Source organism: Mesorhizobium sp. W050, from assembly GCF_054719535.1.
Map to the genome: position 1 here is coordinate 5,072,075 of NZ_JBTTIH010000001.1, position 24,313 is coordinate 5,096,387.

26 protein-coding genes, 1 tRNA gene and 1 pseudogene are annotated in these 24,313 nt (G+C 63.1%); 15 read left to right on the top strand and 13 right to left on the bottom strand.

What is annotated here, in order from left to right; genetic code table 11:
* Window positions 1–46: 46 nt before the first annotated feature.
* Window positions 47–1,042: an aldo/keto reductase gene (locus ACYG9Y_RS24385; protein WP_023739765.1), complete on the bottom strand. Its 996-nt coding sequence runs from the start codon at window positions 1,040–1,042 to the stop codon at window positions 47–49.
* Window positions 1,043–1,138: 96 nt separating this feature from the next.
* On the opposite strand from ACYG9Y_RS24385, the gene ACYG9Y_RS24390 reads away from it, so the two are divergent.
* The 4 genes from ACYG9Y_RS24390 (at window position 1,139) to ACYG9Y_RS24405 (ending at window position 4,468) form a co-directional block, all read left to right on the top strand.
* A complete protein-coding gene (locus tag ACYG9Y_RS24390) occupies window positions 1,139–2,029 on the top strand; it encodes a LysR family transcriptional regulator (RefSeq protein WP_023687444.1) in 891 nt (296 codons plus the stop codon).
* Between the two features lie 151 nt (window positions 2,030–2,180).
* Window positions 2,181–2,759 (top strand): cytochrome b, encoded by a 579-nt coding sequence (locus ACYG9Y_RS24395; RefSeq protein ID WP_023687445.1) that lies wholly within the window; start codon window positions 2,181–2,183, stop codon window positions 2,757–2,759.
* 68 nt (window positions 2,760–2,827) lie between these two features.
* Window positions 2,828–3,403, top strand: coding sequence for a YceI family protein (locus ACYG9Y_RS24400; RefSeq protein ID WP_023681381.1), 576 nt, complete (start codon window positions 2,828–2,830; stop codon window positions 3,401–3,403).
* A 78-nt stretch (window positions 3,404–3,481) separates the two neighbouring features.
* Complete coding sequence (locus ACYG9Y_RS24405) at window positions 3,482–4,468, top strand: Gfo/Idh/MocA family protein (protein WP_023714484.1); 987 nt, start codon at window positions 3,482–3,484, stop codon at window positions 4,466–4,468.
* Window positions 4,469–4,553: 85 nt separating this feature from the next.
* On the opposite strand, the gene ACYG9Y_RS24410 is transcribed toward ACYG9Y_RS24405, so the two are convergent.
* Together ACYG9Y_RS24410 and ACYG9Y_RS24415 are read right to left on the bottom strand one after the other, a co-directional pair.
* Window positions 4,554–5,411 carry an alpha/beta hydrolase gene (locus tag ACYG9Y_RS24410; protein WP_245260482.1) on the bottom strand — a complete coding sequence of 286 codons (858 nt, stop codon included), beginning with the start codon at window positions 5,409–5,411 and terminating at the stop codon, window positions 4,554–4,556.
* A 47-nt stretch (window positions 5,412–5,458) separates the two neighbouring features.
* On the bottom strand, window positions 5,459–5,824 hold the full coding sequence (locus ACYG9Y_RS24415; protein WP_023672270.1) for a VOC family protein: 366 nt from the start codon (window positions 5,822–5,824) through the stop codon (window positions 5,459–5,461).
* Window positions 5,825–5,971: 147 nt separating this feature from the next.
* Here ACYG9Y_RS24415 and ACYG9Y_RS24420 point away from each other — a divergent pair, with 147 nt between their 5' ends.
* Together ACYG9Y_RS24420 and ACYG9Y_RS24425 are read left to right on the top strand one after the other, a co-directional pair.
* Entirely contained in the window at window positions 5,972–6,280 is a 309-nt protein-coding gene (locus ACYG9Y_RS24420) for a hypothetical protein (protein ID WP_023739767.1), read from the top strand.
* Window positions 6,281–6,312: 32 nt separating this feature from the next.
* Window positions 6,313–7,203 carry a sigma-70 family RNA polymerase sigma factor gene (locus ACYG9Y_RS24425; protein WP_023739768.1) on the top strand — a complete coding sequence of 297 codons (891 nt, stop codon included), beginning with the start codon at window positions 6,313–6,315 and terminating at the stop codon, window positions 7,201–7,203.
* A 30-nt stretch (window positions 7,204–7,233) separates the two neighbouring features.
* On the opposite strand, the gene ACYG9Y_RS24430 is transcribed toward ACYG9Y_RS24425, so the two are convergent.
* A complete protein-coding gene (locus ACYG9Y_RS24430) occupies window positions 7,234–7,962 on the bottom strand; it encodes a GntR family transcriptional regulator (RefSeq protein ID WP_031198350.1) in 729 nt (242 codons plus the stop codon).
* A 146-nt stretch (window positions 7,963–8,108) separates the two neighbouring features.
* Between ACYG9Y_RS24430 and ACYG9Y_RS24435 the strand changes: the two genes are divergently transcribed.
* Window positions 8,109–8,651 (top strand): autotransporter, encoded by a 543-nt coding sequence (locus ACYG9Y_RS24435; protein ID WP_023739769.1) that lies wholly within the window; start codon window positions 8,109–8,111, stop codon window positions 8,649–8,651.
* Window positions 8,652–8,750: 99 nt separating this feature from the next.
* Here ACYG9Y_RS24435 and ACYG9Y_RS24440 read toward each other — a convergent pair.
* The 3 genes and pseudogenes from ACYG9Y_RS24440 to ACYG9Y_RS24450 form a co-directional block, all read right to left on the bottom strand.
* A pseudogene (locus ACYG9Y_RS24440) lies at window positions 8,751–8,903 on the bottom strand (LysR family transcriptional regulator); the annotation flags it as partial.
* A 32-nt stretch (window positions 8,904–8,935) separates the two neighbouring features.
* Window positions 8,936–9,012 (bottom strand) — tRNA-Arg (locus ACYG9Y_RS24445).
* Window positions 9,013–9,207: 195 nt separating this feature from the next.
* Complete coding sequence (locus tag ACYG9Y_RS24450; protein WP_023672265.1) at window positions 9,208–10,740, bottom strand: ATP-binding protein; 1,533 nt, start codon at window positions 10,738–10,740, stop codon at window positions 9,208–9,210.
* 301 nt (window positions 10,741–11,041) lie between these two features.
* Here ACYG9Y_RS24450 and rpmH point away from each other — a divergent pair, with 301 nt between their 5' ends.
* The 6 genes from rpmH to yihA all read left to right on the top strand — a co-directional run bounded on the left by rpmH (window position 11,042) and on the right by yihA (window position 15,900).
* The gene (gene rpmH, locus ACYG9Y_RS24455) at window positions 11,042–11,176 is read left to right on the top strand and encodes a 50S ribosomal protein L34 (protein ID WP_008833937.1); all 135 of its coding nucleotides are present in this window, start codon (window positions 11,042–11,044) and stop codon (window positions 11,174–11,176) included.
* A gap of 16 nt (window positions 11,177–11,192) precedes the next feature.
* A complete protein-coding gene (rnpA, locus tag ACYG9Y_RS24460; RefSeq protein WP_023672264.1) occupies window positions 11,193–11,546 on the top strand; it encodes a ribonuclease P protein component in 354 nt (117 codons plus the stop codon).
* 14 nt (window positions 11,547–11,560) lie between these two features.
* Window positions 11,561–13,375 carry a membrane protein insertase YidC gene (gene yidC / locus ACYG9Y_RS24465; protein WP_023739770.1) on the top strand — a complete coding sequence of 605 codons (1,815 nt, stop codon included), beginning with the start codon at window positions 11,561–11,563 and terminating at the stop codon, window positions 13,373–13,375.
* 344 nt (window positions 13,376–13,719) lie between these two features.
* Window positions 13,720–14,286 (top strand): fasciclin domain-containing protein, encoded by a 567-nt coding sequence (locus tag ACYG9Y_RS24470; protein WP_023739771.1) that lies wholly within the window; start codon window positions 13,720–13,722, stop codon window positions 14,284–14,286.
* Between the two features lie 319 nt (window positions 14,287–14,605).
* Window positions 14,606–15,244, top strand: coding sequence for a CatB-related O-acetyltransferase (locus tag ACYG9Y_RS24475; protein ID WP_023739772.1), 639 nt, complete (start codon window positions 14,606–14,608; stop codon window positions 15,242–15,244).
* A complete protein-coding gene (gene yihA / locus ACYG9Y_RS24480; protein WP_023739773.1) occupies window positions 15,241–15,900 on the top strand; it encodes a ribosome biogenesis GTP-binding protein YihA/YsxC in 660 nt (219 codons plus the stop codon). The genes ACYG9Y_RS24475 and yihA overlap by 4 nt, the downstream gene beginning before the upstream one ends.
* A gap of 63 nt (window positions 15,901–15,963) precedes the next feature.
* Here the strand turns inward: yihA and ACYG9Y_RS24485 are convergent, their stop codons facing one another.
* Window positions 15,964–16,707, bottom strand: a complete 744-nt coding sequence (locus tag ACYG9Y_RS24485) for a TetR/AcrR family transcriptional regulator (RefSeq protein WP_023739774.1) — start codon at window positions 16,705–16,707, stop codon at window positions 15,964–15,966.
* 146 nt (window positions 16,708–16,853) lie between these two features.
* On the opposite strand from ACYG9Y_RS24485, the gene ACYG9Y_RS24490 reads away from it, so the two are divergent.
* On the top strand, window positions 16,854–18,035 hold the full coding sequence (locus tag ACYG9Y_RS24490) for an HlyD family secretion protein (RefSeq protein ID WP_023687455.1): 1,182 nt from the start codon (window positions 16,854–16,856) through the stop codon (window positions 18,033–18,035).
* Between the two features lie 21 nt (window positions 18,036–18,056).
* Window positions 18,057–19,658, top strand: a complete 1,602-nt coding sequence (locus ACYG9Y_RS24495) for a DHA2 family efflux MFS transporter permease subunit (RefSeq protein WP_023739775.1) — start codon at window positions 18,057–18,059, stop codon at window positions 19,656–19,658.
* Between the two features lie 117 nt (window positions 19,659–19,775).
* On the opposite strand, the gene ACYG9Y_RS24500 is transcribed toward ACYG9Y_RS24495, so the two are convergent.
* The 5 genes from ACYG9Y_RS24500 to ACYG9Y_RS24520 form a co-directional block, all read right to left on the bottom strand.
* The gene (locus tag ACYG9Y_RS24500) at window positions 19,776–21,323 is read right to left on the bottom strand and encodes an FAD-dependent monooxygenase (RefSeq protein WP_031253432.1); all 1,548 of its coding nucleotides are present in this window, start codon (window positions 21,321–21,323) and stop codon (window positions 19,776–19,778) included.
* Between the two features lie 152 nt (window positions 21,324–21,475).
* Window positions 21,476–21,970, bottom strand: coding sequence for a peptide-methionine (R)-S-oxide reductase MsrB (msrB, locus tag ACYG9Y_RS24505; protein ID WP_023739777.1), 495 nt, complete (start codon window positions 21,968–21,970; stop codon window positions 21,476–21,478).
* A 210-nt stretch (window positions 21,971–22,180) separates the two neighbouring features.
* Window positions 22,181–22,738: a fasciclin domain-containing protein gene (locus ACYG9Y_RS24510; protein ID WP_023739778.1), complete on the bottom strand. Its 558-nt coding sequence runs from the start codon at window positions 22,736–22,738 to the stop codon at window positions 22,181–22,183.
* Window positions 22,739–22,962: 224 nt separating this feature from the next.
* Window positions 22,963–23,685 (bottom strand): anti-sigma factor, encoded by a 723-nt coding sequence (locus ACYG9Y_RS24515; protein ID WP_023739779.1) that lies wholly within the window; start codon window positions 23,683–23,685, stop codon window positions 22,963–22,965.
* Window positions 23,682–24,221 (bottom strand): sigma-70 family RNA polymerase sigma factor, encoded by a 540-nt coding sequence (locus ACYG9Y_RS24520; RefSeq protein ID WP_023673234.1) that lies wholly within the window; start codon window positions 24,219–24,221, stop codon window positions 23,682–23,684. Before ACYG9Y_RS24520 ends, ACYG9Y_RS24515 begins: the two co-directional genes overlap by 4 nt.
* Window positions 24,222–24,313 lie beyond the last annotated feature (92 nt).

Here is a 24,313-nt window from a genome sequence, read left to right on the forward strand (position 1 = left end):
TGAGCCGCATGGTTCAGCCCCTTTTGATCTGGCTATTGCTGCAAACTCACCCATTCACCAGCGCCAGCAATTCCTCGGTGTACCGCTTACCCACCACCTTGTCCGGCGACAGAGCATCGCCGATCGCCGCCACTTCGGCCGCACTCAGCTCGATCCCGGCCGCCGCCGTGTTCTGCTCGAGATGGCGGATTTTCCGCGCGCCGGGGATCGGCACGATGAAGTCGCCCTGGTGCAGCACCCAGGCCAGCGCCAGTTGCGCCGAGGTGACGCCTTTTTCCGTCGCCAGCTTTTCCAGCGTGGCGATCACCTTGGCATTGGCCGCCATGGCGTCGGCCTGGAAGCGGGGCAAGGTGCGGCGCCAGTCGTCGTCGCTCAGGGCCTCGGGCTTGGCGATGGTGCCGGTAAGCAGGCCGCGGCCGAGCGGGCTGTAGGGGACAAAGCCGATGCCGAGTTCGCGGCAGAGATCTAACACCTCGTCTTCGGGGTCGCGGCTCCACAGCGAGTATTCGCTCTGCACGGCAGCAATCGGATGCACGGCGTGCGCCCGGCGGATGGTGGCGGCACTGACCTCCGACAGGCCCAGCGCCCGTACCTTGCCGTCGCGCACCAGTTCGGCCATGGCGCCGACCGTGTCCTCGATCGGCACGTTGGGATCGACACGATGCTGGTAGTAGAGGTCGATGACATCGGCATCGAGCCGCTTCAGCGAGGCTTCCGCCACCGCTTTGACGTGCTCGGGACGGCTGTCGACGCCGACCATGCGCCCGAGGCCCGAGCCTTCCTCGGAAATCTTGAAGCCGAATTTGGTCGCGATCGTCACCTTGTCGCGCACCGGCTTCAACGCCTTGCCGAGAAGTATCTCGTTCTCAAAGGGGCCGTAAACTTCGGCCGTGTCGAAAAACGTCACGCCGATCTCGACAGCGCGGCGCAAAGTGGCGATTGCGTCGGCCTCTGCCTGACCGCCATAGGCGAAGCTCATGCCCATGCAGCCGAGGCCGACGGGGAAGACTTCGAGTTCAGTACCAAGTTTGCGGGTTTTCATGGCGCGTCTCCTTGTTGCGATGAAGGAGAGATAGTGCCTGGTCTTACGTTCGATAATTGGCTGTCATTCGCACGGGCTGTTCTATAAAATAGATCAATGAATCGAGCGCATCTTTCTCAACTGGCTGTGCTGGCGACAGTCGCCCAATGCGGCAGTTTTCGTGGCGCGGCGCGCGAACTGGCCATTGCGCCTTCAGCGGTGAGCCATGCCGTGTCCAGCCTGGAGGCGCGGCTCGGCGTGCGGCTTTTGGCGCGCAGCACCCGCAGCGTGGCACCAACGGAGGAGGGCGCGCAGCTGCTCGAACGGCTGCGGCCGGCGCTGTCCGAGATCGATCTGGCGCTGGAAACGGCGATCGAGGCGCGCGACCGGCCGGCCGGGAACCTGCGGCTGACCGTGCCGCGCACCGCGGCCCACCTGGCATTGACGCCCAGGCTCGGCGGCTTTGCCGCGGCCTATCCTGACATCGTGCTGGAAATCGTCATCGAGGATCGCTTCACCGACGTCGTCGAAGGCGGCTTCGATGCCGGCGTGCGGCTCGGTGAAAGCCTGCAGCGCGACATGATCGCGGTGCGCATCGGACCGGACCTTCGCGGCGCCGTGGTCGGCGCGCCATCCTATTTCGCGACCATGCCAAGACCCCGCCATCCGCGCGATCTTGCCGACCACCGCTGCATCCGCTTCCGTTTTTCCAGCGGCATTCTTTACCGCTGGGAATTCGAGAAGGATGGCGAAGAGATCGAGATCGCAGCGCAAGGGCCGCTGATCCTCGACGAAGACCATCTGATCGCCCAGGCGGCGGTCGACGGCGCTGGGCTCGCCTTCGTCTTCGACGATTATGTGCGCGCGCCGCTCGCCGACGGTCGCTTGATCCGCGTGCTGGAAGACTGGTGTCCGCCCTTCGACGGTTTCTTCGTCTACTACCCCAGCCGCCGCCAGATGCGCCCGGCGCTGCGGGCGTTTGTGGATTTCTTCAAGGTCGGTGCTTAGCCACCTCCCCCTTGTGGGGAGGGTCGATCCGCGTAGCGGATCGGGGTGGGAGTCTTCGTAGGGCGCTACCCCCCCACCCCGTCGCTTCGCGCCGACCCTCCCCACAAGGGGGAGGGTGGAAGAAAGCCCAGCTGCCATTCGTTCACCAGCCATGCCGGCATTCATCACCAACAACTCAACCCGCTACGGCTGGGCGGCGATCGTCCTCCACTGGCTGATCGGCATCCTGTTCATCGGCCAGTTCATGCTCGGCTTCATCATGGTGCGGTTGACCAGCCAGCGCACCGCCTTCGAGCTGATCCAGCTGCACAAATCCTTCGGCTTCCTGCTGCTCGGCCTCCTCATCCTGCGCATTGCCTGGCGGCTCGGCAACGCGGCCCCGGCCTTGCCGGCCTCGGTCGGAGGCCTGGAGCGTCGGACGGCGCCGCTGGCGCATCTGGCACTTTATGGCTTCCAGCTCGCGGTGCCGCTGTCCGGCTGGGCACTGGTTTCGGTGTCGATGCTGGAGATCCCCAGCATGCCGTTCAACCTTTTCGTGATGCCGAACCTGCCGCTCGGCGTGTCCGATGCGGCGGAAAACTTCTGGGCGGTAGCACACTGGTATCTCGCCTATGCCGGCATTGCCTTGGTTGCGCTGCATGCGCTGGCGGCGCTGCGGCATCATTTCTGGCTGCGCGACAGCGTGCTCACGCGCATGATCACGCCTTCGTCAGATCAGGACATGGAATAGCGCGCGCCGCGCATTCGTTCATTGGAGTGAGGGCGCAACACTTCGCCTGCCCCAGAAGGACAAAACCCATGTATGCGCGCATCTTCGGATTGGCGGCTGTTGCCGCTTGCCTTGCCATGCCTGTCTCCGCCGCTGTGGACCTCGGCGACGCCGCCGGCAGCTACACGGTCAACCCGGCCAGCTCCAGCATTCGCTTCTCCATCGGCAAGGTCGGTGGCGGCGGCCTCGACGGCGCCTTTGGCCGCTTCAAGGGCTCCATCCGCATCGACAACAGCGATGTCGGCCGTTCCGCGGTCAACTTCACCATCTATCCCGAAAGCGTCGGCACCGGCCAGGGCCGCATCGACGCCTTCCTGCGCTCCGATGCGGTGTTCGACGTGGCCAACAGCCCCGAAATCCAGTTCCGCTCGACCAGCGTAACCCGAACCAGCGACACCACGGCGCTGGTCAGCGGCCGGCTGACGGCGCGCGGCAAGACGTTTGCGGAAAAGTTCACTGCCGAGCTCGGCGGGCTGAAGGGCGGCGTCATTAAATTCCACGTCACCGGCAAGGTGCTGCGCTCCCGGTACGGCATGGATGTCGGCACGCCGATCTATTCGAATATCGTCAATTTCGACATGACGCTGACGGGCAAGCGAGGCTAGCAGGACCAGCGATCCGCATTGGCTTTTCCCGCAATTTCGGGCAAACCTCCTCGCCTGTAAATCGATAGGAGAAGCCTGATGTTCCGATGGGGTGTTTTGTCGACGGCCAAGATCGGCCGCGAGCAATTGTTGCCGGCAATCGTCGAGGCCGAGAATGGCGTTTTGTCCGCGATCGCCAGCCGCGACCTGTCGAAGGCCGAGGCCCTGGGCGAGCGGTTCGGCGCCAGGCATGCCTTTGGTTCGTATGAGGAGCTTCTCGCTTCGAAAGACGTCGACGGCGTCTACATCCCGCTGCCGACCTCGCAGCATGTCGAATGGACGGCCAAGGCCATCGAAGCGGGAAAACATGTGCTGGTGGAGAAGCCGCTGGCGCTCGACGCCAAGGACATCGCGCCGCTGATCAAGCTGCGCGACCAGAAGAAGGTGCTGGTCTGCGAGGCCTTCATGGTCATCTACCACCCGCAATGGATCAAGGTGCGCGATCTCATCGCCGATGGCGCCATCGGCCGGCTGCGCCATGTGCAGGGCGCCTTCTCCTATTACAATGTCGATCCCACCAACATGCGCAACCAGCTCGATCTCGGCGGCGGCGCGCTGCCTGATATCGGCGTCTATCCGACGGTGTCGACGCGGTTTTCGAGCGGCAAGGAGCCGCTGCGCGTGCAGGCGACGATCGAGCGCGACAAGAAATTCGGCACCGACATCTATTCCTCGATCCGCGCCGATTTCGGCGATTTCGAACTGTCCTTCTATCTGTCGACGCAGATGGCGGCGCGGCAGGTGATGGTGTTCCACGGCGAGAAGGGTTTCATCGAGGTGTTCTCGCCATTCAATGCCGGGCTCTACGACCATCACCGCATCGAATTGCACAACCAGAACCATACGGAGGCGCAGGTGTTCCGCTTTCCCGGCACGCAACAGTACCGGCGCGAGGTCGAGACGTTTGCCAGGGCGGCACAGGGCGGCAAGGAGCGTGTCTTCACGCTGGAGGAGTCCGTACTCAACCAGAAGGTCATTGACGCCATCTTCCGCGCCGGTGGCAAGGAAGGCTGGGAGGCCGTCTGATACAGCAATCTTAGCCGGTAATTTCATGGGAGAAGGGCGTCCGCATTGTGCATGCGGACGCTCCTTTCCTATTGGACTGACGATCTCACGCGCCTCTGAGCGTCAGGTGCAAGGTCTCGGCGAAGCGGTCGGGATAGGGCGCAAAGCCCATATGGTCGCCGGGGAAGGCGGCGCGCTTGCTGCCGAGCCTGTCGGCCAGCGCCTTGCCCATGCCGTCGATCGGCTGGCCGATGGACTCTTCGCCTATGCCGACCACGACCGGGCGGCCGCGCAGCGCCTCGATATCAGGACGGTAGAGCGACAGCGGCATGACGCCATGCGCCAGCCAGTATTCGAAATTGCCGCTGACCCTGGCAAAGGTCTCGGCCTCCTCGGGCGACGGTTCGAACGAAGGCGGTCCGTCTTGCGGCTCGTGCGGTCCGGCTTCATCCTGGCCCGGCCCTTCCGACAGGCTGTTCTCGCTGAAGAATTTCTGCATCGCCGCCTCGACGCCCTGGCTGCGATAGGTGTCGTGCAGGTCGCGCATGCCGGCCAGTGACGGCGACGGGTCGTCGAGCAGCATCATGCTGGGCGGCTCATGCGCCACCAGCGCACGAACCCGGCCGGGATGGCGGGCGGCGAGGTTGAGCCCGATCTGGGCGCCGCCGCTGGTGCCGAACACATAGGCCGGTCCGGCGCCAAGCGCCTCGATCAATCGCGCGGCATCGTCGCCATGGACATTGAGGTCCTGCTCTTGCGGCTCTCCGTCGAAGGTGCTGCGCGAATTGCCGCGCGGATCATAGGCGACCACCGTGTAGCGGTCGGCGACGTAGCCCGCGACATCGGCGAAGACGCCGGCGTCCTGCGGTCCGCCGGGGATGATCAACAGCACGGGGCCGGAACCGCGCATCTCATAATAGAGGCTCGCGCCCGGTACTTTCAGCGTCGACGATTGAGGGGTCATGTCCATTTCTCCTGTTGGTTCTGGGAATTCGGTCTGGTGCGTGTCGCTCATTTGCTGGCGACAACCATGCGGTTGCCCTCGCTGTCGCGGAATTCGGCGACCGTGCGGCCCGGCTGCCAAGGCGCTTCCTGCGGCTCGGTGATGATTTCGACGCCGCGCGCCTTCAGGCCCGCGACCGTTGCCTCGACATCGCCATCAACGAGCACCAGCACGGGCTCAGTGCCCGGCGTGTCATCGGGGCGTTTGACGAAATGCAAATTGGTGACGGCGCCGGGAAATGTCAGCTCGATCCAGCGCCAGCCGCTGTCGCCCATCAGCTGGTCCTCCGCCACCTGGCAAGCAAGATGTCCGGTGTAGAAGGCCTTGGCGCGGTCCTGGTCGAACACCGGCAATTCGGCAAACTGGATGTGCATGATGGGTCTCTCCTGCTCCTGGACGGCTGCCGCGCAGCCGTCGACGGGAAAGACGATCCGGACGATCGAAAAGATTCGCCGGGCGACGAATCTTTTCGAGGCCGCGAAACGTCTTCTCTGTGCAGAGTTGAAAAACAGGAGACGACAATGGGCTACAATCTCATCCGCTACGGCGTGAGGGACGAAAGCATCGCCGAGAACCGTATGCTGGTTGCACAGGTGTTCGAGGCGCTCGACGACACGAAACCGCAATCCGTGCGCTACCTCGTCCTGGAACTGGAGAATGGCGAGTTCATCCATCTTGTCAGCCAGGATGGCGACGGCCTGACCGGGCTCGCAGCCTTCAAGGCCTTCAGCGCCGATCATGCCGGGCGCCGCTCGACGCCGCTTGCCAGATCGCCGGCAAAGATCGTCGGCAATTATCGTATGCTGGCCGGCGAGGTCGTGCCGGCTTGAATGCAAAGACCGGCATCTTGGGAACGGACAGGATGAACACAGCAAAACTCGACCGCGTGGCCCTGGAGGCGATGCTCGGCTCCTTGCGACCGAAGCTGCACCGCTACTGCGCCCGCATGGCCGGCTCGGTGATCGATGGCGAGGACATCGTCCAGGAGACACTGATCAAGGCACTGCAGGCCATCGACGGCGACGCCGCCGTCGAGCGTCCGGAGCAATGGCTGTTCCGCATAGCCCACAATGCCGCGCAGGATCATCTGCGCCGGCGCCAGCGGGAGCAGGCGCGCATGAGCGAGACCGACATGACGACGATCGAAGACCCCTCCGCAAGCGCCGATGCGAGGCTCGCCACCGCCGCCAGCCTGCGAAGCTTCATGCAGCTGGCAACAGTGCAGCGCAGCGCCGTGATCCTTGTCGACGTGCTTGGCCTCAGCCTGCACGAAACCTGCGAAGTGTCCGGCGCGACACTGGCCGCGACCCAGGCGGCGCTGCATCGCGGGCGGTCGCAGCTGCGCCTGCTGGCCTCACAGGAGGAGCAGGCGCCTGCCCCAAAACTCGACATCAACGACGAGCGGCGCCTGCGCCGCTATGTCGACCTGTTCAACGCGCGCGACTTCGACGCCGTGCGCGCGTTGATCGCCGAGGATATCCAGCTTGAAGTCGTCAACCGCACCCGCATGCGCGGCAAAGCGCAGGTTTCCAACTATTTCGGCAATTACGACCGTGTCCAGGATTGGGCGCTGTCGCTCGGCTTCGTCGACGGCAGGCCGGCCATCCTGATCCGCAACCCGCAAGCGGGAGATGACGCCGTGCGCGGCTTCATGCTGGTCGACTGGCAGGATGGAAAGGTCAGCCATATCCGCGATTTCCGCTACGCGCCCTATTGCCTTGCCGATGCGGACATCCGCTTCATCGACGGGTAAGCATCGGCCAGAGAGCGCAGGCTTCGCGCCTCAGGCGAAGCTTTGCAAATTGGCGTCCTGCAGCTTGGAGCCGGCGAGCAAGGTCTCGAGCACCTGCTTCTTGAGCGACAGGCACTGCGAGCGGGCAAGCTTTGCGATGGCCGAGACCTCGGCCAGCTCGCAGGCAAGCACCAACTCCTTCTGCTGGCCGATGATCGCTTGCGTGAAGTCGCGCGATTTGAAGCCGAGATGGAGGACACGCTCCGACTGGTCGAGCGTTTGGTCGAGCAGGCGAACCAGCCGCAGATTGCCGGAGAGTTCGGCCAGGGCCAGGCGAAAGGCGCGGTCGGCCGCCAGAAAGGCGACATGGCTGCGCAGCGTCTCCGGCTTCAGCACCTTCTGCGCCGCCAGCCTGATGTCGTCGAGCCCGCGTTCGGTGAGGTTTGCCGCGGCCACCCGGAACACTTCCGGTTCGATTAGGCTGCGGACGTCGAAGATCTCGTTGACGTCGCGCAGGCTAAGCGGTGCGATGACATAGCCGCGGCGCGGCTCGCTCTTGATCAGCCCTTCCTGCGTCAGGCGGGCCAAAGCCGAGCGGATCGTCGCCTTTCTGATCTGGTAGCGGTCGCCGATCTGCTTTTCGGTCAGGCTTTCGCCGGGTTGCAGGACGCAGGCGACGATGTCGCTCTTCAGCTGCTCATAAGCTTCCTCGCTGCGCAATATGTCGGCGGTCGACGGCGCCTTGACGGCGGACGGTGACACTGATTTCGGAGGAGCCATATCTGCCTGCCCGTGTGGTCTGCCCGCGTGGTCTGCCCGCGTAGTCTGCTTGCCCGTTCGACCATCCGGTTGACGGGTCTGCCGGCATTCGCTAACCTGAGCATCTCAGTTGTATTGGTTGAGCTTCCCAATGGAGATGACGACAAATGTCTCTTGCCGCCAACTCGCCTCTCTACGCCGTAACCTCCGATATCGTCAACGCAGCCAAAGGTGCTCATGCCTTCGAACGGGTCAAGGCGGTGCTGCGCGAACACACCGATCGCTTCCATGCATCAGGCGTGCTCGCGCATGAGGAAGACGACGATGAGGTGCTGCTGCATGCCAGCCCTGACTTGACCATCTACCACATCACGCTGTCGCCCGGCCTGCAGTACCCGCCGCACAACCATCTGATGGATGCGCTGATCGGCATCTACAAGGGCAGCGAGACCAACTTCATCTATCCCGTCGACGGCAGCGAGATCGATGCGCCGGAACGCCACGACATCGCGGCGCCCGCGGTGGTGCATATTAACCCGGATACGGTGCATGCGGTCGCCAACACCGGCAGCGCCCGCTCGGGCGCACTGCATGTCTATCTCGGCAATCTGACGGAGACCCACCGCCACATGTGGAGCCCGGACAGCACCCACGCCGAGCCGTTCGACAATGAGCGGTATCTGGCTGGGGCGAGGCCGATTGGGCCCTGATCCGGGAAAGCGGAAGAAAAGTGAGCCTGCTGCGCGGCGGCGCGAGCGAGCGTTCCGCGTCGCCGCGCCCAGATAACAGTCGCCGCGTACCGGACCATTTCAAGAACATCGCAGCGCGTTTATAGCGCAGTCAGGCTGACGACTGGGGTAATAAATGAAGAAGCCCGGAATAGGCGGCGTCCAGTTCTCCAGTACTCGAATGAGGCGGTGCTCAGCAACATGCTCTTCATATGCGAGCCCAAGACCGGCTAGCGGATCGCAGGAAATCACAGTTTCGGCGGGAATGGCGCGCCCGAAGAGATTCGAACTCCTGACCCCCAGATTCGTAGTCTGGTGCTCTATCCAGCTGAGCTACGGGCGCGCAACAGGCCATGCTTTACATAGCCCCGCTAACCGATCCTGACGACCGGCCGCGACAAGACGTGTTCCCTAGCGACTGAATTTCCGAAAAGCAAGCCAATCCGGCAAAAGTTTTGTCGCAGCTGCTTTCGACGGTGCCGATCAAGGGGTGCTGAGATTCAGCTCAGTCCGGCTTCGGCTGAATATTAAATACAGCTCAGGCAGGGCGGCGCAGGCCGTTGCGGGCCTGGTCGAGGCGGACCGGCTGGTCGGGGATGGTGACGGCGAAGGTGGTGCGGCCGCCGATCGATTCGACCAGCTCCACCGTGCCGCCATGGGCGCGGATCAGTTCGTGCGCGATGGCCAGGCCAAGGCCGGTGCCGCCGCTGCGGGCCGAGCCGCGAAACGCCGCGAACAGGTTTTCTCGCGCCTTCGCCGGCAGGCCGGGACCGGTGTCGGTGACAATGATGCGGCTTACGCTGCCTATGCGCTCGGCCGATACGGCGAGCCGGCGCACCAGCGCGCTCTCGGCGTCGGCCGCCATCGCCTGCACCGCATTGCGGCACAGATTGGTGAGCACGCGAAACAGCTGGTCGGAATCGGCATCGACCTCGAAAGCGAGCTCGACGGCATTGACGAACTCGATGCCGTCCTCGATGTCGAGCAGGCCGTGGACGTCGTCGACCAGCTGGCGCAGCCGCAAGCGGCGGCGTGAGGGCGCCGGCTCCTGCGTGCGACCATAGTGGAGCACGCCTTCGGAATAGGAAACGGCTCGGTCGAGCGCGCGCAACAGCTTTGGCGCGAAGGCCTGCACCGTCGGGTCCTTGACCAGGCGCAAGCGGTCCGACATCAGCTGCGCCGAGGCCAGGATGTTGCGCATGTCGTGGTTGATCTTGGAGACGGCGAGGCCAAGGTCGGCAAGGTGCTTCTGCTCCGACAGCATCTTTTGCAGCCGTTCCTGCATCTGCGACAGTTCGCGCTCGGCAACGCCGATCTCGTCGGCACGGGCGGCCGGGTGGATGATGCGCCCTGGATCGTCGGGCGCCTCGGAAAAGGACAGCATCGAGCGCGTCATGGTGCGGATCGGGCCGATCATGATCAGGTCGATCGCGGCATAGACCAGCATTGCGGTGAACAGCGAGATCAGCAGCGAGACGAAGGCGACGTTGCGCGAATAGCGCAGCATGGCGTTGCGCAGGGAATAGTCGGGCATGATCAGCTCGAATTCCTTGTCGCTGTCGCCGACCGGGCCGAACACCCTGAGCATGCGCTTGCCGCCGAAGAACAGCGTATCCAGCGCCCCGGTCATGCCCTTGATCATGCCGACATTGGCGATATCGATATGCTCGTCGACCTGCGGCGGCATCTCGGCCACCACCAGCAGGCGCGACACGCCGCCGTCGCGCACCGCGATCGCCTTGGCGCCGATTGCCATCAGCACGTCGTTCTGGGCGGCGCGGGAGAGCGAATTGGGCTCGCCCTGCACCAGCACGATCGACACCGCGGCGGCGGTGCTTAGCCGCTCCTTCAGCCAGGCCAGGCGGTAGCTGGCGATCCAGGGCAGGAAAATGAGGACTTCGGCCAGGAGCACGAAGACAATGGTGAGCAAGAGCAGCTTGGTCGACAGGCCGCGCGCCAAGGGCACTGAACGATTGGGCACCGAACGGCTCGCAACCGGGCGAACGGTCGCCGGGCTGGCATCGGCTGTCGCCGGGCCGCTCCCTTCATCCGCTGATGCAACTTCGCTCATTAAGGCCTGTCTTCACAAACGCTTGATCGGTTGAGATTAGGCGATTGCGGCTTTTTTGCCAATTTCATCCTTCGTTGGACGATGGTGCCAGCAATAAAAGACCGCCTCGAACTGGGTGTTCGCGCTGCGACGAACTCATAGTTCGCGCTGGATTGACTCCCAAAACCCTTCTTTCTATAAGCCGCTCACGCTCGGGCCATTCGTCCCGGCGCGGTTTCGATCGCGCCAATGCCGGCCCGGCAAAGCTCCTGTTACACAGTGACAGAATCAAGAAGGGCCGCACCCCGCGGTATTAAAACAAATGAAGCGTACCTACCAACCGTCCAAACTCGTCCGCAAACGCCGGCACGGTTTCCGTGCTCGCATGGCCACCAAGGGTGGTCGCGGCGTCGTCGCAGCTCGCCGCAACCGCGGCCGCAAGCGGCTCAGCGCCTGAACGGAAGACGAGATCGTTGCCCGCAACCGGCAAGCCAGTGGGACCAAACCCCAAGCGGCTTCTGAAACGTGCGGAATTCCTGGCCGTCCGCCGCGGTGAAAAGCGGCGCGGGCGGCTTTTTCTCGTCGAAGTTCTCGACCGCAATGACGGCCTGCCGCCGCGCGTCGGCTTCACCGTCACCAAGAAGGTCGGCAATGCGGTTGTCCGCAACCGCGTCAGGCGGCGGCTGAAAGAAGCCGTGCGCACCCATGCCGCAAGTGACATGGCGCCCGGCAATGACTATGTCATCGTCGGGCGTGAAGACGTGCTCACCATTCCGTTCGGCCAGTTGAAGGCCGAACTCTCCCGCCGTCTCAGCGGAACACGATAGGCCAAGGGCTTTCGATGGAAAACAACCGGAACTTCTACATCACCATCGTCTTGTCGGTGCTGATCCTCGGGCTGTGGCAATATTTCTATGTGCTGCCGCGCAGCGAACAGCAGCGCGAGGCGGCCCGCATCGAAGAGCAGCGGGCGGCGGAGCAGAAGAAGGCGGCCGAGGCCGCCAACCCCGGCGGCACGCCGGCGCCCGCAGCGCCCGGCGCCATTCCAAACGCGCCCGGCACCTATGTCACGACGCCGGAAGGCCGCGCGCAGGAAGTGGCCAAGACGGCCCGCGTCAACATCGACACGCCGAGCCTGTCGGGCTCGATCAACCTGGCCGGCGCGCGTCTCGACGACCTAAAGCTCAAGCACTATACCGAGACGGTCGACAAGACATCGCCGCAGATCCAGCTGCTCAATCCGCAGGCGCTGCCCACCGGCTATTATGCCGAGATCGGCTTTGTCGGCAGCGACACGACCGGCACGGTGCCGGGCCCGGAAACGGTCTGGAGCGTCGACGGCAATGCGACTCTGACGCCGGCGACGCCAGTGACGCTGACCTTCACCAACGACAAGGGCCTGACCTTCAAGCGCACGATCTCCGTCGACGGCGACTACATGTTTACCGTTTCCGATGCGGTGCAGAATTCAGGCTCGGCCCCGGTCACGCTGTCCAATTACGGCCGCGTCATCCGTTTCGACAAGCCAGCCATTGCCAGCTCCTATGTGCTGCATGAAGGCCTGATCGGCGTCACCGGCACGGAAGGCCTGCAGGAGCACAAATACGCCGACATCGAGAAGAATAAGCTGTATACGCCGAGCAAATCGACCGATGGCTGGCTTGGCATCACCGACAAATACTGGGCGGTCACCCTGGTGCCGACCGAGAAGCAGCCCTTCCAGCCGCACTATGCCTATTACGACAATGGCCGCCCGCGCTACCAGTCGGACTTCCTCACCGACCCGATCACCATTGCCGCCGGCCAGTCGGCGACGGTGGAGACCGAGATCTTCGCCGGCGCCAAGGAAGTCAACAAGATCAACGCCTACGCCCAGGACCGGCAGATCAGGCTGTTCGACCGGCTGATCGATTGGGGGTGGTTCATCTGGATCACCAAGCCGATGTTCTACCTGATCGACACGCTGTACAAATTCTTCGGCAATTTCGGCCTGGCCATCCTTGCCACCACGGTCGTCGTCAAAACCCTCTTCTTCCCGCTCGCCAACAAATCCTATGCGTCGATGGCGAACATGAAGAAGGTGCAGCCCAAGATGCTCGAGATCCGCGAGAAATACGCGGACGACAAGATGAAGCAGCAACAGGCGATGATGGAGCTGTACAAGACCGAGAAGATCAATCCGCTCGCCGGCTGCTGGCCGGTGGCGCTGCAGATCCCGGTGTTCTTCTCGCTCTACAAGGTGCTCTACATCACCATCGAGATGCGGCACGCGCCGTTCTTCGGCTGGATCCAGGATTTGGCCGCGCCCGATCCGACCTCGGTCTTCAACCTGTTCGGCCTGCTGCCCTTCGCGCCACCGGCATTCCTGCCGCATATGGGCGCCTGGGCGGTGGTTATGGGCATCACCATGTTCCTGCAGATGCGCATGAACCCGACGCCGCCGGATCCGACGCAGGCGCAGATCTTCACCTGGATGCCGGTGATCTTCACCTTCATGATGGGCAGCTTCCCGGCCGGCCTCGTCATCTACTGGGCCTGGAACAACACGCTGTCGATCCTGCAGCAGGGCGTGATCATGAAGCGCCAGGGCGCCAAGATCGAATTGTGGGACAATCTGACGGCATTGTTCCGAAAGAAACCCTCGCCGGCTGAATAGAAGGCGCTATTCCGGCAATCAAAGCCCCGGCTCGTCCGGGGTTTTTTTGGACGAGGCGCGCATCACGTTCCCGTGAGGCGCGAAACTTGCGGCGTGCAACCGGCGTGGCTGCTGCTTGTACCGCCAAGGCCGATCAACACCGATCAGCTCTAATCCGAAGACCGCTGTTTTTGATCCGTGACCCCGTCATGTCCATCGCGGGGATGCGGCGCGTGGAATGGGCATTCGCCTTTAAGTATTTGTTATCATTATCGTTTTTTACTCTGCACCGAAACTTTCCCGCAATCGCCGCGTAACTCTTCCCGACAATCGAATCAACAATTGTCGCACCAGAAGGTTCTCCAATGGCAAAGTCCATCCTCAAGGCATTCTGCTTTTCCGCCGGCCTGGCTCTATCGGGCCTCGCAGCTACGACGGCCTATACGCTCGCCAATCCCGCCGTTGGCGGCGCTGCGATGCTGACCTCCAAGAACATCGTCGAGAACGCCCTCAACTCGCCGATCCACAAGACGCTTGTTGCCGCCGTCAAGGCCGCCGGCCTGGTCGACACGCTGGAAAGCGCGGGACCCTTCACGGTGTTTGCGCCGACCGATTCCGCCTTCAAGAAACTGCCGCCCGGCACCGTCGCCACGCTGGTGAAGCCCGAAAACAAGGACAAGCTGACCAAGATCCTGACCGCCCATGTCGTGGCCGGCAAGATCTCGGCCAAGGAGATGATGACCAAGGCCAAGGCGATGGGCGGCAAGTATGAGATGAAGACCGTTAGCGGCGACACGCTGATCGCCGAGGTCAAGGGCGGCTCGCTCTACATCGTCGACGAGTCCGGCGGCGCCGCCAAGGTGACGGTCGCCGACGTCAACCAGTCGAACGGCGTCATCCACGTCGTCAACAAGGTGCTGTTGCCGAAGTAACGGCTTTACGCAACGGGGAATGACGGCGGGCTGCGACGGGCTTTCTCGGTCTGCCTTCCCCACCTCACGAGGAGGTGCCATTCTTTTGAAGCCGTCTTCGACACCACCGGGGTCCTGCTTGTCCTTCGCAGGGCCCCGTTTTTTTGGGTTTCAGGGCGCCTTAGCCGACGGCGGCGGTCGACCTGATCGTGATCTGCCGCGGCACGAACTGAACATCGAAGCCCAGCAGGGCTCGCTCATCGGGCGATTGGTGCTATAGGGCGGATCACGCCATCTAGAATGGCGGCTTTAATTTGCGCCACTCTCGACGGATCTCGCCATGGACGGACCCAACCCAGACATCAAACACCCCATCCCGATGCACACCCGCGTCGGCTTCCTCAAGCCCCTGGTCACCGCGCCGAATATCGAGATCGGCGAGTTCACCTACTATGACGATCCTGACGGACCGGACAAATTCGCCGAGCGATGCGTGCTGCATCATTATCCCTTCATCGGCGACAAGCTGATCATCGGCAAGTTCTGCGCCATCGCCGAGGGCGCGCGCTTCATCATGAACGGCGCCAACCATGCCATGTCCGGCTTTTCCACCTATCCGTTCAACATTTTCGGCCATGGCTGGGAGCAAGGCTTCGACCCGAAGACGTGGTCGCAGGAAGTGCGCGGCGACACGGTGGTCGGCAATGATGTATGGATCGGCATGGATGCGGTGATCATGCCCGGCGTGTCGGTCGGCAATGGCGCCATCGTGGCGGCGAAATCGGTGGTGACGCATGACGTGCCGGCCTATGCGATCGTCGCCGGCAATGCGGCAAAGGTGGTGAAGATGCGTTTCGACGACAGGACGGTCAGGCGACTGCTTTCCGCGGCGTGGTGGAATTGGCCCGTGGACAAGATCGGCCGCAACCTCAACGCCATCCGGGGCGCCGATATTTCCAGGCTGGAGGCAGCAATTTGAACGCGTTGGGCAACGCCGTCATCGGAACCGACCTGTTCACCAAGGGGTGGATCTTCATCCGCGGCGTGCCGGCGATGAAGTTCCTGCCGCCGGAGGGGCCGCCGGAGATCGCCTTTGCCGGCCGCTCCAATGTCGGCAAGTCGTCGCTGATCAATGCGCTCCTCGGCCATAACGGGCTGGCGCGCACCTCCAACACGCCGGGCCGCACGCAGGAGCTCAACTATTTCGTGCCGGGCGGGTTTTCCGGCGAAGGCACCGACTTGCCGCCAATGGCGCTGGTCGACATGCCGGGCTACGGCTATGCCAGCGCGCCGAAGGAAAAGGTCGACGACTGGACCAAGCTGGTCTTCGATTATCTCAAGGGCCGCGTGACGCTGAAGCGGGTCTATGTGCTGATCGATTCCCGCCATGGCATCAAAGCCAAGGACGACGAAGTGCTGTCGCTGCTCGACAAGGCGGCGGTGTCCTACCAGATCGTGCTGACCAAGACCGACAAGATCAAGGCCGCCGGCGTGCCGCGGCTGATCGAAGAGACATTACTGAAGATCAAGAAGCGGCCGGCGGCGTTTCCGTTCGTGCTCGCCACGTCGTCGGAAAAGGGCGAGGGTCTGGACGAACTGCGCGCGGCGATCGTGCTGGCGGCCAATGGCGGTTAAAAGCAACTCCAGGAAGTGTGAAGCGGTTTTCCGTCCGGAGTTGCGAAAAAAGACCTTGGCTAACTAGGCCTTTGCCTTTGGCTTCGCCTCCACAGCGATCATCTGGTGGCTTTCTTCCTCGGCAAGCTTTTCGGTGCCGTAGGACTTCAGGAACAGGCTGACGCCCGACCGCACGATGTGGTCGATTTCATCCTGGCTCGGCGCCTTGGTGCGGTAGGCGAAGATGCACTGGCGAAACAGGCCGGCGAGGCACAGTTCGGTGAATTGATAGGCGGCAAGATCGACATCATCGATCTTGAGCAGGCCGCGTTCGATGGCTGCATTGAGGAACTTGACCACCTTGTCGTGGCCGCGTTTGGGGCCACGTTCGTAAAACCGCGCGCCCATGTCCGGTATCCTGTCGGAGGCGCCGATCACGGTGCGTTGCGCCTGGATGACCTTGGCCGAGGTGATCTTCATCGACAGCACCTTGCCGAATTTCACCAGCGTCTGGCGCAGATCGTCGGCGCGGTCGAGCATGTCGTACATGTTCTTGAAGATGGTGCCGCGCTCTTCCTCGATCAGCGCCTCGAACAGCTCTTCCTTGTTGGCGAAGTAGACATAGATCGTGCCCTTGGAGACGCCGGCCTCGCGGGTAATGTCGTTCATCGACGCCGCTTCGAAGCCCTTGTCGATGAACACGCGCCGCGCGCCCTCAATGATCTGGCTGCGCTTGACCGGATCCTGGCCCGCCGCCGGGCGGCCGCGACGCGCACTATCCAGCACATCGCACCGATCATTTTCGAGGTCGGGTAACGTGTCGGCCATTAAAGTCACACCTCGCGAAATAATTCGAACCGGGCGGTTCGATTGCTCTTGATATGGGCCTGCTTTAGCGCTATGTCAACGTTCGCATCGAACCGAACGGTTCAGTATAACACATTTTCCTTATGTAGCTACGGTAGCGAGATATCATGTCCTCGAACACGCCAACCACCGCCGAAGTCCGCCCCTTCCCCAACGCCAAGGTCTCGCCGGTTATCGAAGCGCCGGAAGCGCCCATCAAGCCTGCCGCCGAAGTTTTGGCCGAGGTGCCGGCCAAGAAGAAGCGGTCGGCTCGCTCGTTCATGCTGCCGATCATCGGCCTCGCTCTGCTCAGCGCCGGCGCCTGGTATGGCTATAATTACTGGACCGACGGCCGGTTCCTGATCTCGACCGACGATGCCTATGTCCAGGCCGACATGTCGTTCGTCTCGCCGAAGATTTCCGGCTATGTCGATCAAGTCAAGGTCTCGGAGAACCAGCAGGTCAAGGCCGGCGATCCGCTGCTGACGATCGACGACGGCGACTACAGAATAGCCGTTGCCCAGGCGGAGGCGCAGATCGCCACGCTGGCCAAGACGCTCGACCGTATCGACGCGCAGACCAAGGCGGCGCAAGCTTCGCTGCAACAGGCGCAGGCGCAGAAGGTCGCCGACCAGGCGGCAGCCGACAACGCCGCTCGCGCCCAGCAGCGCGCCGCGCAACTGGTCAAGACGCATGTCGGCACACAGGCGCAATTGGACGATGCCCAGACCGCTCTCGACCAGGCCAATGCAGCCCTCGTCGGCGCCGACGCGCAGATTGCAGCCGCACAGGCCAATATCGGCGTGTTCGAAGCGCAGCGCGCCGAATCGGCCAGCACGCTGGCTTCGCTGCGGCTGAACCGCGACAAGGCCGCGCGCGATCTGTCCTTCACCGTGCTCAAGGCGCCTTATGACGGCGTCGTCGGCAACCGCTCGGTCGAGCAGGGCGACCTCGTCAGCCCCGGCCAGAAGCTCGCCGTCGTGGTGCCGCTGGACAAGCTCTACATCGTTGCCAACTTCAAGGAGACGCAGCTGGCCAAGCTGGTGCCCGGCGAGAAGGTGCGGGTCTCGGTCGACGCCACGGACGGCCATGATTTCGAAGGCACGGTGTCGTCGCTGGCGCCGGCTTCGGGTGCGGTGTTCTCGCTGCTGCCGCCGGAAAATGCCACCGGCAACTTCACCAAGGTGGTGCAGCGCATCCCGGTTCGCATCGACGTGCCGGCCGATGTGCTGAAGGCCGGCAGGCTGCGCGCCGGCCTGAGCGTCGTCGTCGCCGTCGACAGCCGCACGGCTCCGGCCGCGGCGAACTGAGCGAACGCCGGGAGCAATGCCATGGCAACCGCAACCATAACAGCAGGAGCGGCGCCGGCGCCTGCCATGCCGGCGGTACCGACGACCATCTCGACGCGCCGCCTCATCGCCTTCCTGGCGATGGTGTTCGGCATGTTCATGGCGATCCTCGACATCCAGATCGTCTCAGCCTCGCTGGCCGAGATCCAGGCCGGCCTCAGCGCCAGTTCCGACGAAATCCCATGGGTGCAGACCGCCTATCTGATCGCCGAAGTGGTGATGATCCCGCTGTCGGGCTTCCTCAGCCGGATGCTGTCGACGCGCGTGCTGTTTGCAGGCGCCGCGGCCGGCTTCACGGCGGCCAGCGCGCTGGCCGCGACCGCCACCAACATCGACCAGATGATCGTCTACCGAGCCATCCAGGGCTTTATCGGCGGCGGCATGATCCCGAGCGTTTTCGCCGCCGCCTTCACCATCTTCCCGCCGTCGCGCCGCGCCATGGTGTCGCCGATGATCGGCCTGGTGGCGACGCTGGCGCCGACCATCGGCCCGACCGTCGGCGGCTATATCAGCCATGCCATGTCGTGGCACTGGCTGTTCCTCATCAATGTCATTCCAGGCATTCTGGTGACGGTCACGACTTGGACCCTGATCGATTTCGACAAGCCCAATCTCGGCCTGTTCAGCAAGTTCGACTGGTGGGGCCTTGCCGGCATGGCGGCGTTCCTCGGCTGCATGGAATATGTGCTCGAGGAAGGTCCGAACCATGACTGGCTGCAGGAACAGGCCGTGTTCATCTGCGCCATCATCATGGTTGTCGGTGCGGCGCTGTTCTTCTGGCGCGCCTTTACCGCCGAGGAGCCGATCGTCGATCTCAGGGCCTTCACCAACGTCAATTTCGCCTTCGGTTCGCTGTTCTCCTTCGTCATCGGCATCGGCCTGTACGGTCTGACCTATCTCTACCCAGTGTTCCTCGGACGCATCCGCGGCTACGATTCCTTGATGATCGGCGAAGCCCTGTTCGTCAGCGGCCTGGCGATGTTCGTCACCGCGCCGATTTCCGGCATCCTGTCGAGCAAGATGGATTTGCGCATCATGATGATGATCGGGCTGTTCGGTTTCGCTGCCGGCACATGGTGGATGACGCATCTGACCGCCGACTGGGATTTCTGGGAATTGCTGATCCCGCAGATCCTGCGCGGCAGCTCGATGATGCTGTGCATGGTGCCGATCAACAACATTGCGCTCGGCACCTTGCCGCCGGACCGGCTGAAGAACGCGTCGGGCCTGTTCAACCTGACCCGCAACCTCGGCGGTGCGGTCGGCCTTGCCGTCATCAACACCGTGCTGATCGATCGCAGCGCCTTCCACTACGCCAGGCTGGCCGAGCATGTGGAATGGGGCAGTGCAGCGGCGCAGGCCAAGCTGCAGAACATGACGCTCGACTTCCAGCAGACTCCCGGCCTCGACGCCACCAAGGCGGCGATCTCCAAACTGTCGGGCATGGTCCAGCAGCAGGCGTCGCTGCTGTCGTTCATGGATGTGTTCACCATGCTGACCGTGCTGTTCGCGACCATGGCGGTCTTCACCCTGGTCATCGCCAAGCCGGCGCCGCCCGCGGGCAGCGGTAGCGGAGGCCATTGAGCGCGCCGGATCCCCCGCCTGGCGCCCTCATGTGTGACCCCGGAAATCACCCCCGATTTCCGGGGTCACGCTTAAGCATCGATCGTTGTCAAGCTCCTTGGTCGAACACCCGGCGCGCTATGCTGCGGCAGGCGGCCCAAACCATTTGGTCAGCGAGTCGGTTAGCCCGGCTGCTTCAGGGCCGCCGACCCAGGCCACATAACCGTCAGGCCGGACCAGCACTGCGCGTGGGGCTTCGACTGCCCCCAGCACCGGAAGCTCCCATGCGCCATCGTAGCTGGCGTCGACCAGCTGAATCCGCTCCACCCACTGGCCGATACCAAAAGCGCCGGGCTCACCAAGATTAAGCAGCAGCGGCCGAGCGTCATGCAGCAGGGCGAAAACCGGCAGCGGACCGGCAGAGGTGACGAGGTCGAGATCCGGCATGCGACGCCCCAGCAGCGGATGCCCCTCGCCAAGATCGTAGTGGATGTCCAGGCCGGACAACATGCCGGCAAAACGCTTGCGCGGTTCTTCCATGCCGAGAAGTTCCGACACTGTATCGCGCAGCGCCTTGGTGCGCTCGTCTTCGCGACGGAGCACGACCGACGCCATGGTGTTTTTCATCACACGCGCGGCAATCGGGTGGCGCTCTGCCTGGTAGCTGTCGAGCAGGCTTTCGGGCGCAGTTTTCCTGACCACTTGGGCGAGCTTCCAGCCCAGATTGACCGCGTCCTGCACGCCGGTCTGCAGCCCCTGTCCACCGTCCGGTGGATGCACGTGCGCGGCGTCGCCTGCCAGCAGCACCCGCCCCTTGCGGTATGAGGCTGCCCGCCGGGTCATGTCGGTGAAGCGGGCCAGCGATGTTGGATTGTGGACGCCGTAATCGGTGCCGTAGACGGCAATGAGCGCCTCGCTGAGCTCATGCAATGTGGGCACGCCGCCGGCCCCGACCTCGCGTTCGGTCACCAGCACCCGCACCGTACCGTCTTCCAGTCTGCTGAGGCCGTGAATTCCGATGCCATCGCGGTGGATACCCCATTGCGGCTCTTCCGTTACCTCGATCTCGGCGATCAAATTGCTGGTTGTCGGCTCGGAACCGGGGAACTCGATGCCCGCCGCCTTGCGCACGAGGCTTCTGCCGCCGTCGCAGCCGACGAGATAATCGGCACGAAGCGACCCGCCATCGCTCAGCGCGACATCGACGCCGCCGCCATCCTGCACCAAGCCTGTCACCTCGCGGCCACGGTAGAACGTGACGCCAAGCTCCTCGACCCAGTCAGCAAGGATGCGCTCTATGTGCTTTTGCCACAGCGCCAGCCCGTAATTGTGGCGGGTGGGGAAGTCGCTGATATCAAGCGAAACGCCGGCGAAGCCTGCGACCTGTGCGGTCTGGCCTTGCGACAGGAACCGATCGGCAATGCCGCGCTGGTCGAAGATCTCGATGGTGCGCGAATGCAGGCCGCCCGAGCGCGCGCCCGCGAGGTCCTGGTTCTCGCGCCGCTCGACGATGGCGACATCGATGCCGGCCAGGGAAAGCTCGCCGGCCAGCATCAACCCGGTCGGGCCGCCGCCGGCGATCACCACGGAATGGGATATTCGCGGCCGGTCCGCATCAACACCGTCGGTCGATTTGGAGGTCGATTTGGGCTCGCCGTCGCGAGCCCGTGCTTCAGTTCGTTGCATAGGTTCTGGCCCTCTCGTTAAGGGCTGCGGAATCTACGCATAAAAAGCCGTCTGCCAATTCTTGAAGTTGACTGTTTTCGCCCCATTTCAATAGATAGGGGGCGGTCGTCACACCGGCGCCAATCTCCACCCCGCTAAAAGACGCCGAACGGTCAGGCAGTGGCCGGCTTGAAGCTGAGCGCAACGCCGTTGATGCAATGGCGCAGGCCGGTCGGCGCCGGGCCATCGTCGAAGACATGGCCGAGATGCCCGCCACAGCGGCGGCAGTGGACCTCGGTACGGGTCATGCCGAGCGAACGGTCCTCGGTCTTGCCGACGGCGTTGGCAATCTCTTGCCAGAAGCTCGGCCAGCCGGTGCCGGAATCGAACTTGGTCTCCGAGGAATAGACCGGCAGGTCGCAGCCGGCGCAGGCGAAAATGCCCTTGCGGTGCTCGTTGAGCAGCGGGCTGGTGCCGGGATACTCGGTGCCTTCCTTGCGCAGCACGTTGAAGGCTTCGTCGGACAGGATGGCGTGCCACTCGGCGTCGGTCTTGGTGACCTCGAAGGTTTCGGCAGCCTTAGCGGGCCCGCCCATGCGCAACGTTGCCGCCGCGCCGGCCACGGCAGCGATGGCGGCGCCGCTCAAAAGCAAATCTCGACGGTTCATGACAGAAATCCTCCTGCGGGTTGTTTTGCCAAATTTGGCCGCCACTGGAAAATCAAAAGCCGGTGACGGTTGTCCTGCAAACGAACGCTCCACACCGGCTCGCGCTTGTTGCGGACGGGATGGAGCGCTCGGTCGTTTGCTCGGCCCACGGGGGCGGGGCCGCGCAATCTGCAGGAGCTTACCGCCTGTTCGTCGGCGGCAGGGGCTTTGTTACATCTTCGGCAGCAGGACCTTGTCGATGACGTGGATGACGCCGTTCGACTGCTCGACATCGGCGATCGTGACATTGGCGACATTGCCGTTCTCGTCGGCTACGGTGACCTTGCCGCCATCGGCCTTGAGCGACAGCTCGCAGCCGCCGACCGTCTTGACCTTATGGGTTCCGCCATCGGCCTTGGCCATCGAGGCGACATCGGCGCCCATCGCCTTGGCGCCGATGACATGGCAGGTCAGGATCTTGGTGAGCTTGTCCTTGTTCTCGGGCTTGAGCAGCGTCTCGACCGTGCCAGCCGGAAGCGCGGCGAAGGCCTCATTGGTCGGCGCGAAGACGGTGAACGGGCCGGCGCCCTGCAGCGTCTCGACCAGGCCGGCAGCCTTGACGGCGGCGACCAGTGTCGTGTGATCCTTCGAATTGACGGCGTTCTCAACGATGTTCTTGTTGGCGTACATGGCGGCGCCGCCAACCATCGGATTCTCGGCATAGGCGATTGTGGCGAGGGCGGAGACGGCAATGGTACCGGCGAGCAAAAGGGTGGCGATTCTACGCATAGTGTTCGAACTCCTCAGGGTTATTGTTTCCTCTTTCGGGAACATGAGGAGATACGTAATAGAACTGCCTGAGTTTCCGCGCGCCGGGAAAAATTTATCCTTTATCTTGTCGGCGAATTATCTCCGGAGATCGAATCTCTAATCTCCAGCAGCGTATCCAAAACGAAAACAACGGAAGATGTACTTCCGCTGTCTTCATTGTGACGTCATGGTTTTACGATCTATCAGATGCCCTTCAGGTCGCCCGCGGCAACGACCGGTCCGGTCGGCTGTCCGGTCGTCGAACCGCCCGTCGGCTCGACGCTGACGGCAAGCACGGCGCCTTGCGCCAGCTTCTGCTGCACTGCCGGGGTAACCGGAATGTGCGTGACCTGGCCGGCGGGAATGACACCCATCGAGACCGGCGCATTCTTGCCTTCGATCATCCACAGTTCGAAGTCCTTGCCGGCGGCGCGTTCGCCCGAAACCAGCGACAGGCCGACATCGCGGCGGGAAGCGTCGTAGACGACAAGGTATTTGACATCGCTGCCTTCGGCAGCCAGCGAGGCGACGAGGCGCTCCTGCGGCACGACGACTGGCGACCTGACGTAAGGCACGGCGACATAGAGCACCAGGGCCGCGAGAGCCGCTGCGGTGAGGCCGCGCCAGAAGCTAAGGCTGGACCACAGGCTGCCGCTCGGGGCCGTCCCCGACGCCGCGGTGGAGGAGAACAGCCGGCGATCGATAGCCGGCTTGATCGTGGCCGGCGGCTCTACCTCAGCATAAGCGGCAGCGATCGGCGAGAGGTTCACTTCCCAGGAATCGACGAGACTGGCAAAGCCGGTCTCCGCGTCGATGCGTCCGGAGGCTATCTGGCGCTCATCCGCCGGCAGCACGCCGAGAACGTATTCGGCTGCGAGCAGGTCGTCGCCTCCACGTTCCGGTCCATTTTCTTCTGCCAGGGTCATCTTTCCAGACATTCTCTAAGTTTCAACAGGCTGCGGCGCAGCCATGTCCGCATCGTGTTGAGCGGAACCTTGTGGCGTTCCGCGAGCTCGGCGTAACTTTCGCCGTTCAAATAAGCACCTCGAACGGCTTGCGCCCGGTCTTGTTCCAACTCTTCAAGGCACTGATAGATGCGCTCGGATTCACCGCCCGCAACAACCATAGCCTCTGGCCCGGGACCGGGGTCAGCCACGTCGAGCGCGGCATCGATATCGGCAGCAGGCTTGCGTCGCGACCGGATGCGATCAATCGCATGATTGCGTGCTATGGCCACCAGCCAGGAGATTGGGCTGAGATCGGAAACAGCGAAACGATCCGCCTTCGTCCACACTTTGACGAAGACTTCTTGCAGCGCTTCTTCCGCATCTCCGCGATCCTTCAATACACGAAGGCACACGCCGAAAAGTTTCGCACTGGTTTGCCGGTAAAGCAGATCGAACGCAGTCCGATCCTTCATCGAGGTCCGGACAATCAGGGTGGAGATATCCTGCGGCGTCATACGGACAAGCTAAGTGATCACGATTTATTTGCAAAGGCAGAAATCTTGTTGTCCACGCAAACGATGTCCGCGCCCGATCGCCAGTAATCGCC

What these genes read in the sequence shown, in the direction of transcription:
- ACYG9Y_RS24385 (WP_023739765.1), bottom strand. Translation starts at nt 1,042, where the DNA reads ATGAAAACCCGCAAACTTGGTACTGAACTCGAAGTCTTCCCCGTCGGC.
- ACYG9Y_RS24390 (WP_023687444.1), top strand. Translation starts at nt 1,139, where the DNA reads ATGAATCGAGCGCATCTTTCTCAACTGGCTGTGCTGGCGACAGTCGCC.
- ACYG9Y_RS24395 (WP_023687445.1), top strand. Translation starts at nt 2,181, where the DNA reads ATGCCGGCATTCATCACCAACAACTCAACCCGCTACGGCTGGGCGGCG.
- ACYG9Y_RS24400 (WP_023681381.1), top strand. Translation starts at nt 2,828, where the DNA reads ATGTATGCGCGCATCTTCGGATTGGCGGCTGTTGCCGCTTGCCTTGCC.
- ACYG9Y_RS24405 (WP_023714484.1), top strand. Translation starts at nt 3,482, where the DNA reads ATGTTCCGATGGGGTGTTTTGTCGACGGCCAAGATCGGCCGCGAGCAA.
- ACYG9Y_RS24410 (WP_245260482.1), bottom strand. Translation starts at nt 5,411, where the DNA reads ATGACCCCTCAATCGTCGACGCTGAAAGTACCGGGCGCGAGCCTCTAT.
- ACYG9Y_RS24415 (WP_023672270.1), bottom strand. Translation starts at nt 5,824, where the DNA reads ATGCACATCCAGTTTGCCGAATTGCCGGTGTTCGACCAGGACCGCGCC.
- ACYG9Y_RS24420 (WP_023739767.1), top strand. Translation starts at nt 5,972, where the DNA reads ATGGGCTACAATCTCATCCGCTACGGCGTGAGGGACGAAAGCATCGCC.
- ACYG9Y_RS24425 (WP_023739768.1), top strand. Translation starts at nt 6,313, where the DNA reads ATGAACACAGCAAAACTCGACCGCGTGGCCCTGGAGGCGATGCTCGGC.
- ACYG9Y_RS24430 (WP_031198350.1), bottom strand. Translation starts at nt 7,962, where the DNA reads ATGGCTCCTCCGAAATCAGTGTCACCGTCCGCCGTCAAGGCGCCGTCG.
- ACYG9Y_RS24435 (WP_023739769.1), top strand. Translation starts at nt 8,109, where the DNA reads ATGTCTCTTGCCGCCAACTCGCCTCTCTACGCCGTAACCTCCGATATC.
- ACYG9Y_RS24450 (WP_023672265.1), bottom strand. Translation starts at nt 10,740, where the DNA reads ATGAGCGAAGTTGCATCAGCGGATGAAGGGAGCGGCCCGGCGACAGCC.
- rpmH (WP_008833937.1), top strand. Translation starts at nt 11,042, where the DNA reads ATGAAGCGTACCTACCAACCGTCCAAACTCGTCCGCAAACGCCGGCAC.
- yidC (WP_023739770.1), top strand. Translation starts at nt 11,561, where the DNA reads ATGGAAAACAACCGGAACTTCTACATCACCATCGTCTTGTCGGTGCTG.
- ACYG9Y_RS24470 (WP_023739771.1), top strand. Translation starts at nt 13,720, where the DNA reads ATGGCAAAGTCCATCCTCAAGGCATTCTGCTTTTCCGCCGGCCTGGCT.
- ACYG9Y_RS24475 (WP_023739772.1), top strand. Translation starts at nt 14,606, where the DNA reads ATGGACGGACCCAACCCAGACATCAAACACCCCATCCCGATGCACACC.
- ACYG9Y_RS24485 (WP_023739774.1), bottom strand. Translation starts at nt 16,707, where the DNA reads ATGGCCGACACGTTACCCGACCTCGAAAATGATCGGTGCGATGTGCTG.
- ACYG9Y_RS24490 (WP_023687455.1), top strand. Translation starts at nt 16,854, where the DNA reads ATGTCCTCGAACACGCCAACCACCGCCGAAGTCCGCCCCTTCCCCAAC.
- ACYG9Y_RS24495 (WP_023739775.1), top strand. Translation starts at nt 18,057, where the DNA reads ATGGCAACCGCAACCATAACAGCAGGAGCGGCGCCGGCGCCTGCCATG.
- ACYG9Y_RS24500 (WP_031253432.1), bottom strand. Translation starts at nt 21,323, where the DNA reads ATGCAACGAACTGAAGCACGGGCTCGCGACGGCGAGCCCAAATCGACC.
- msrB (WP_023739777.1), bottom strand. Translation starts at nt 21,970, where the DNA reads ATGAACCGTCGAGATTTGCTTTTGAGCGGCGCCGCCATCGCTGCCGTG.
- ACYG9Y_RS24510 (WP_023739778.1), bottom strand. Translation starts at nt 22,738, where the DNA reads ATGCGTAGAATCGCCACCCTTTTGCTCGCCGGTACCATTGCCGTCTCC.
- ACYG9Y_RS24515 (WP_023739779.1), bottom strand. Translation starts at nt 23,685, where the DNA reads ATGACCCTGGCAGAAGAAAATGGACCGGAACGTGGAGGCGACGACCTG.
- ACYG9Y_RS24520 (WP_023673234.1), bottom strand. Translation starts at nt 24,221, where the DNA reads ATGACGCCGCAGGATATCTCCACCCTGATTGTCCGGACCTCGATGAAG.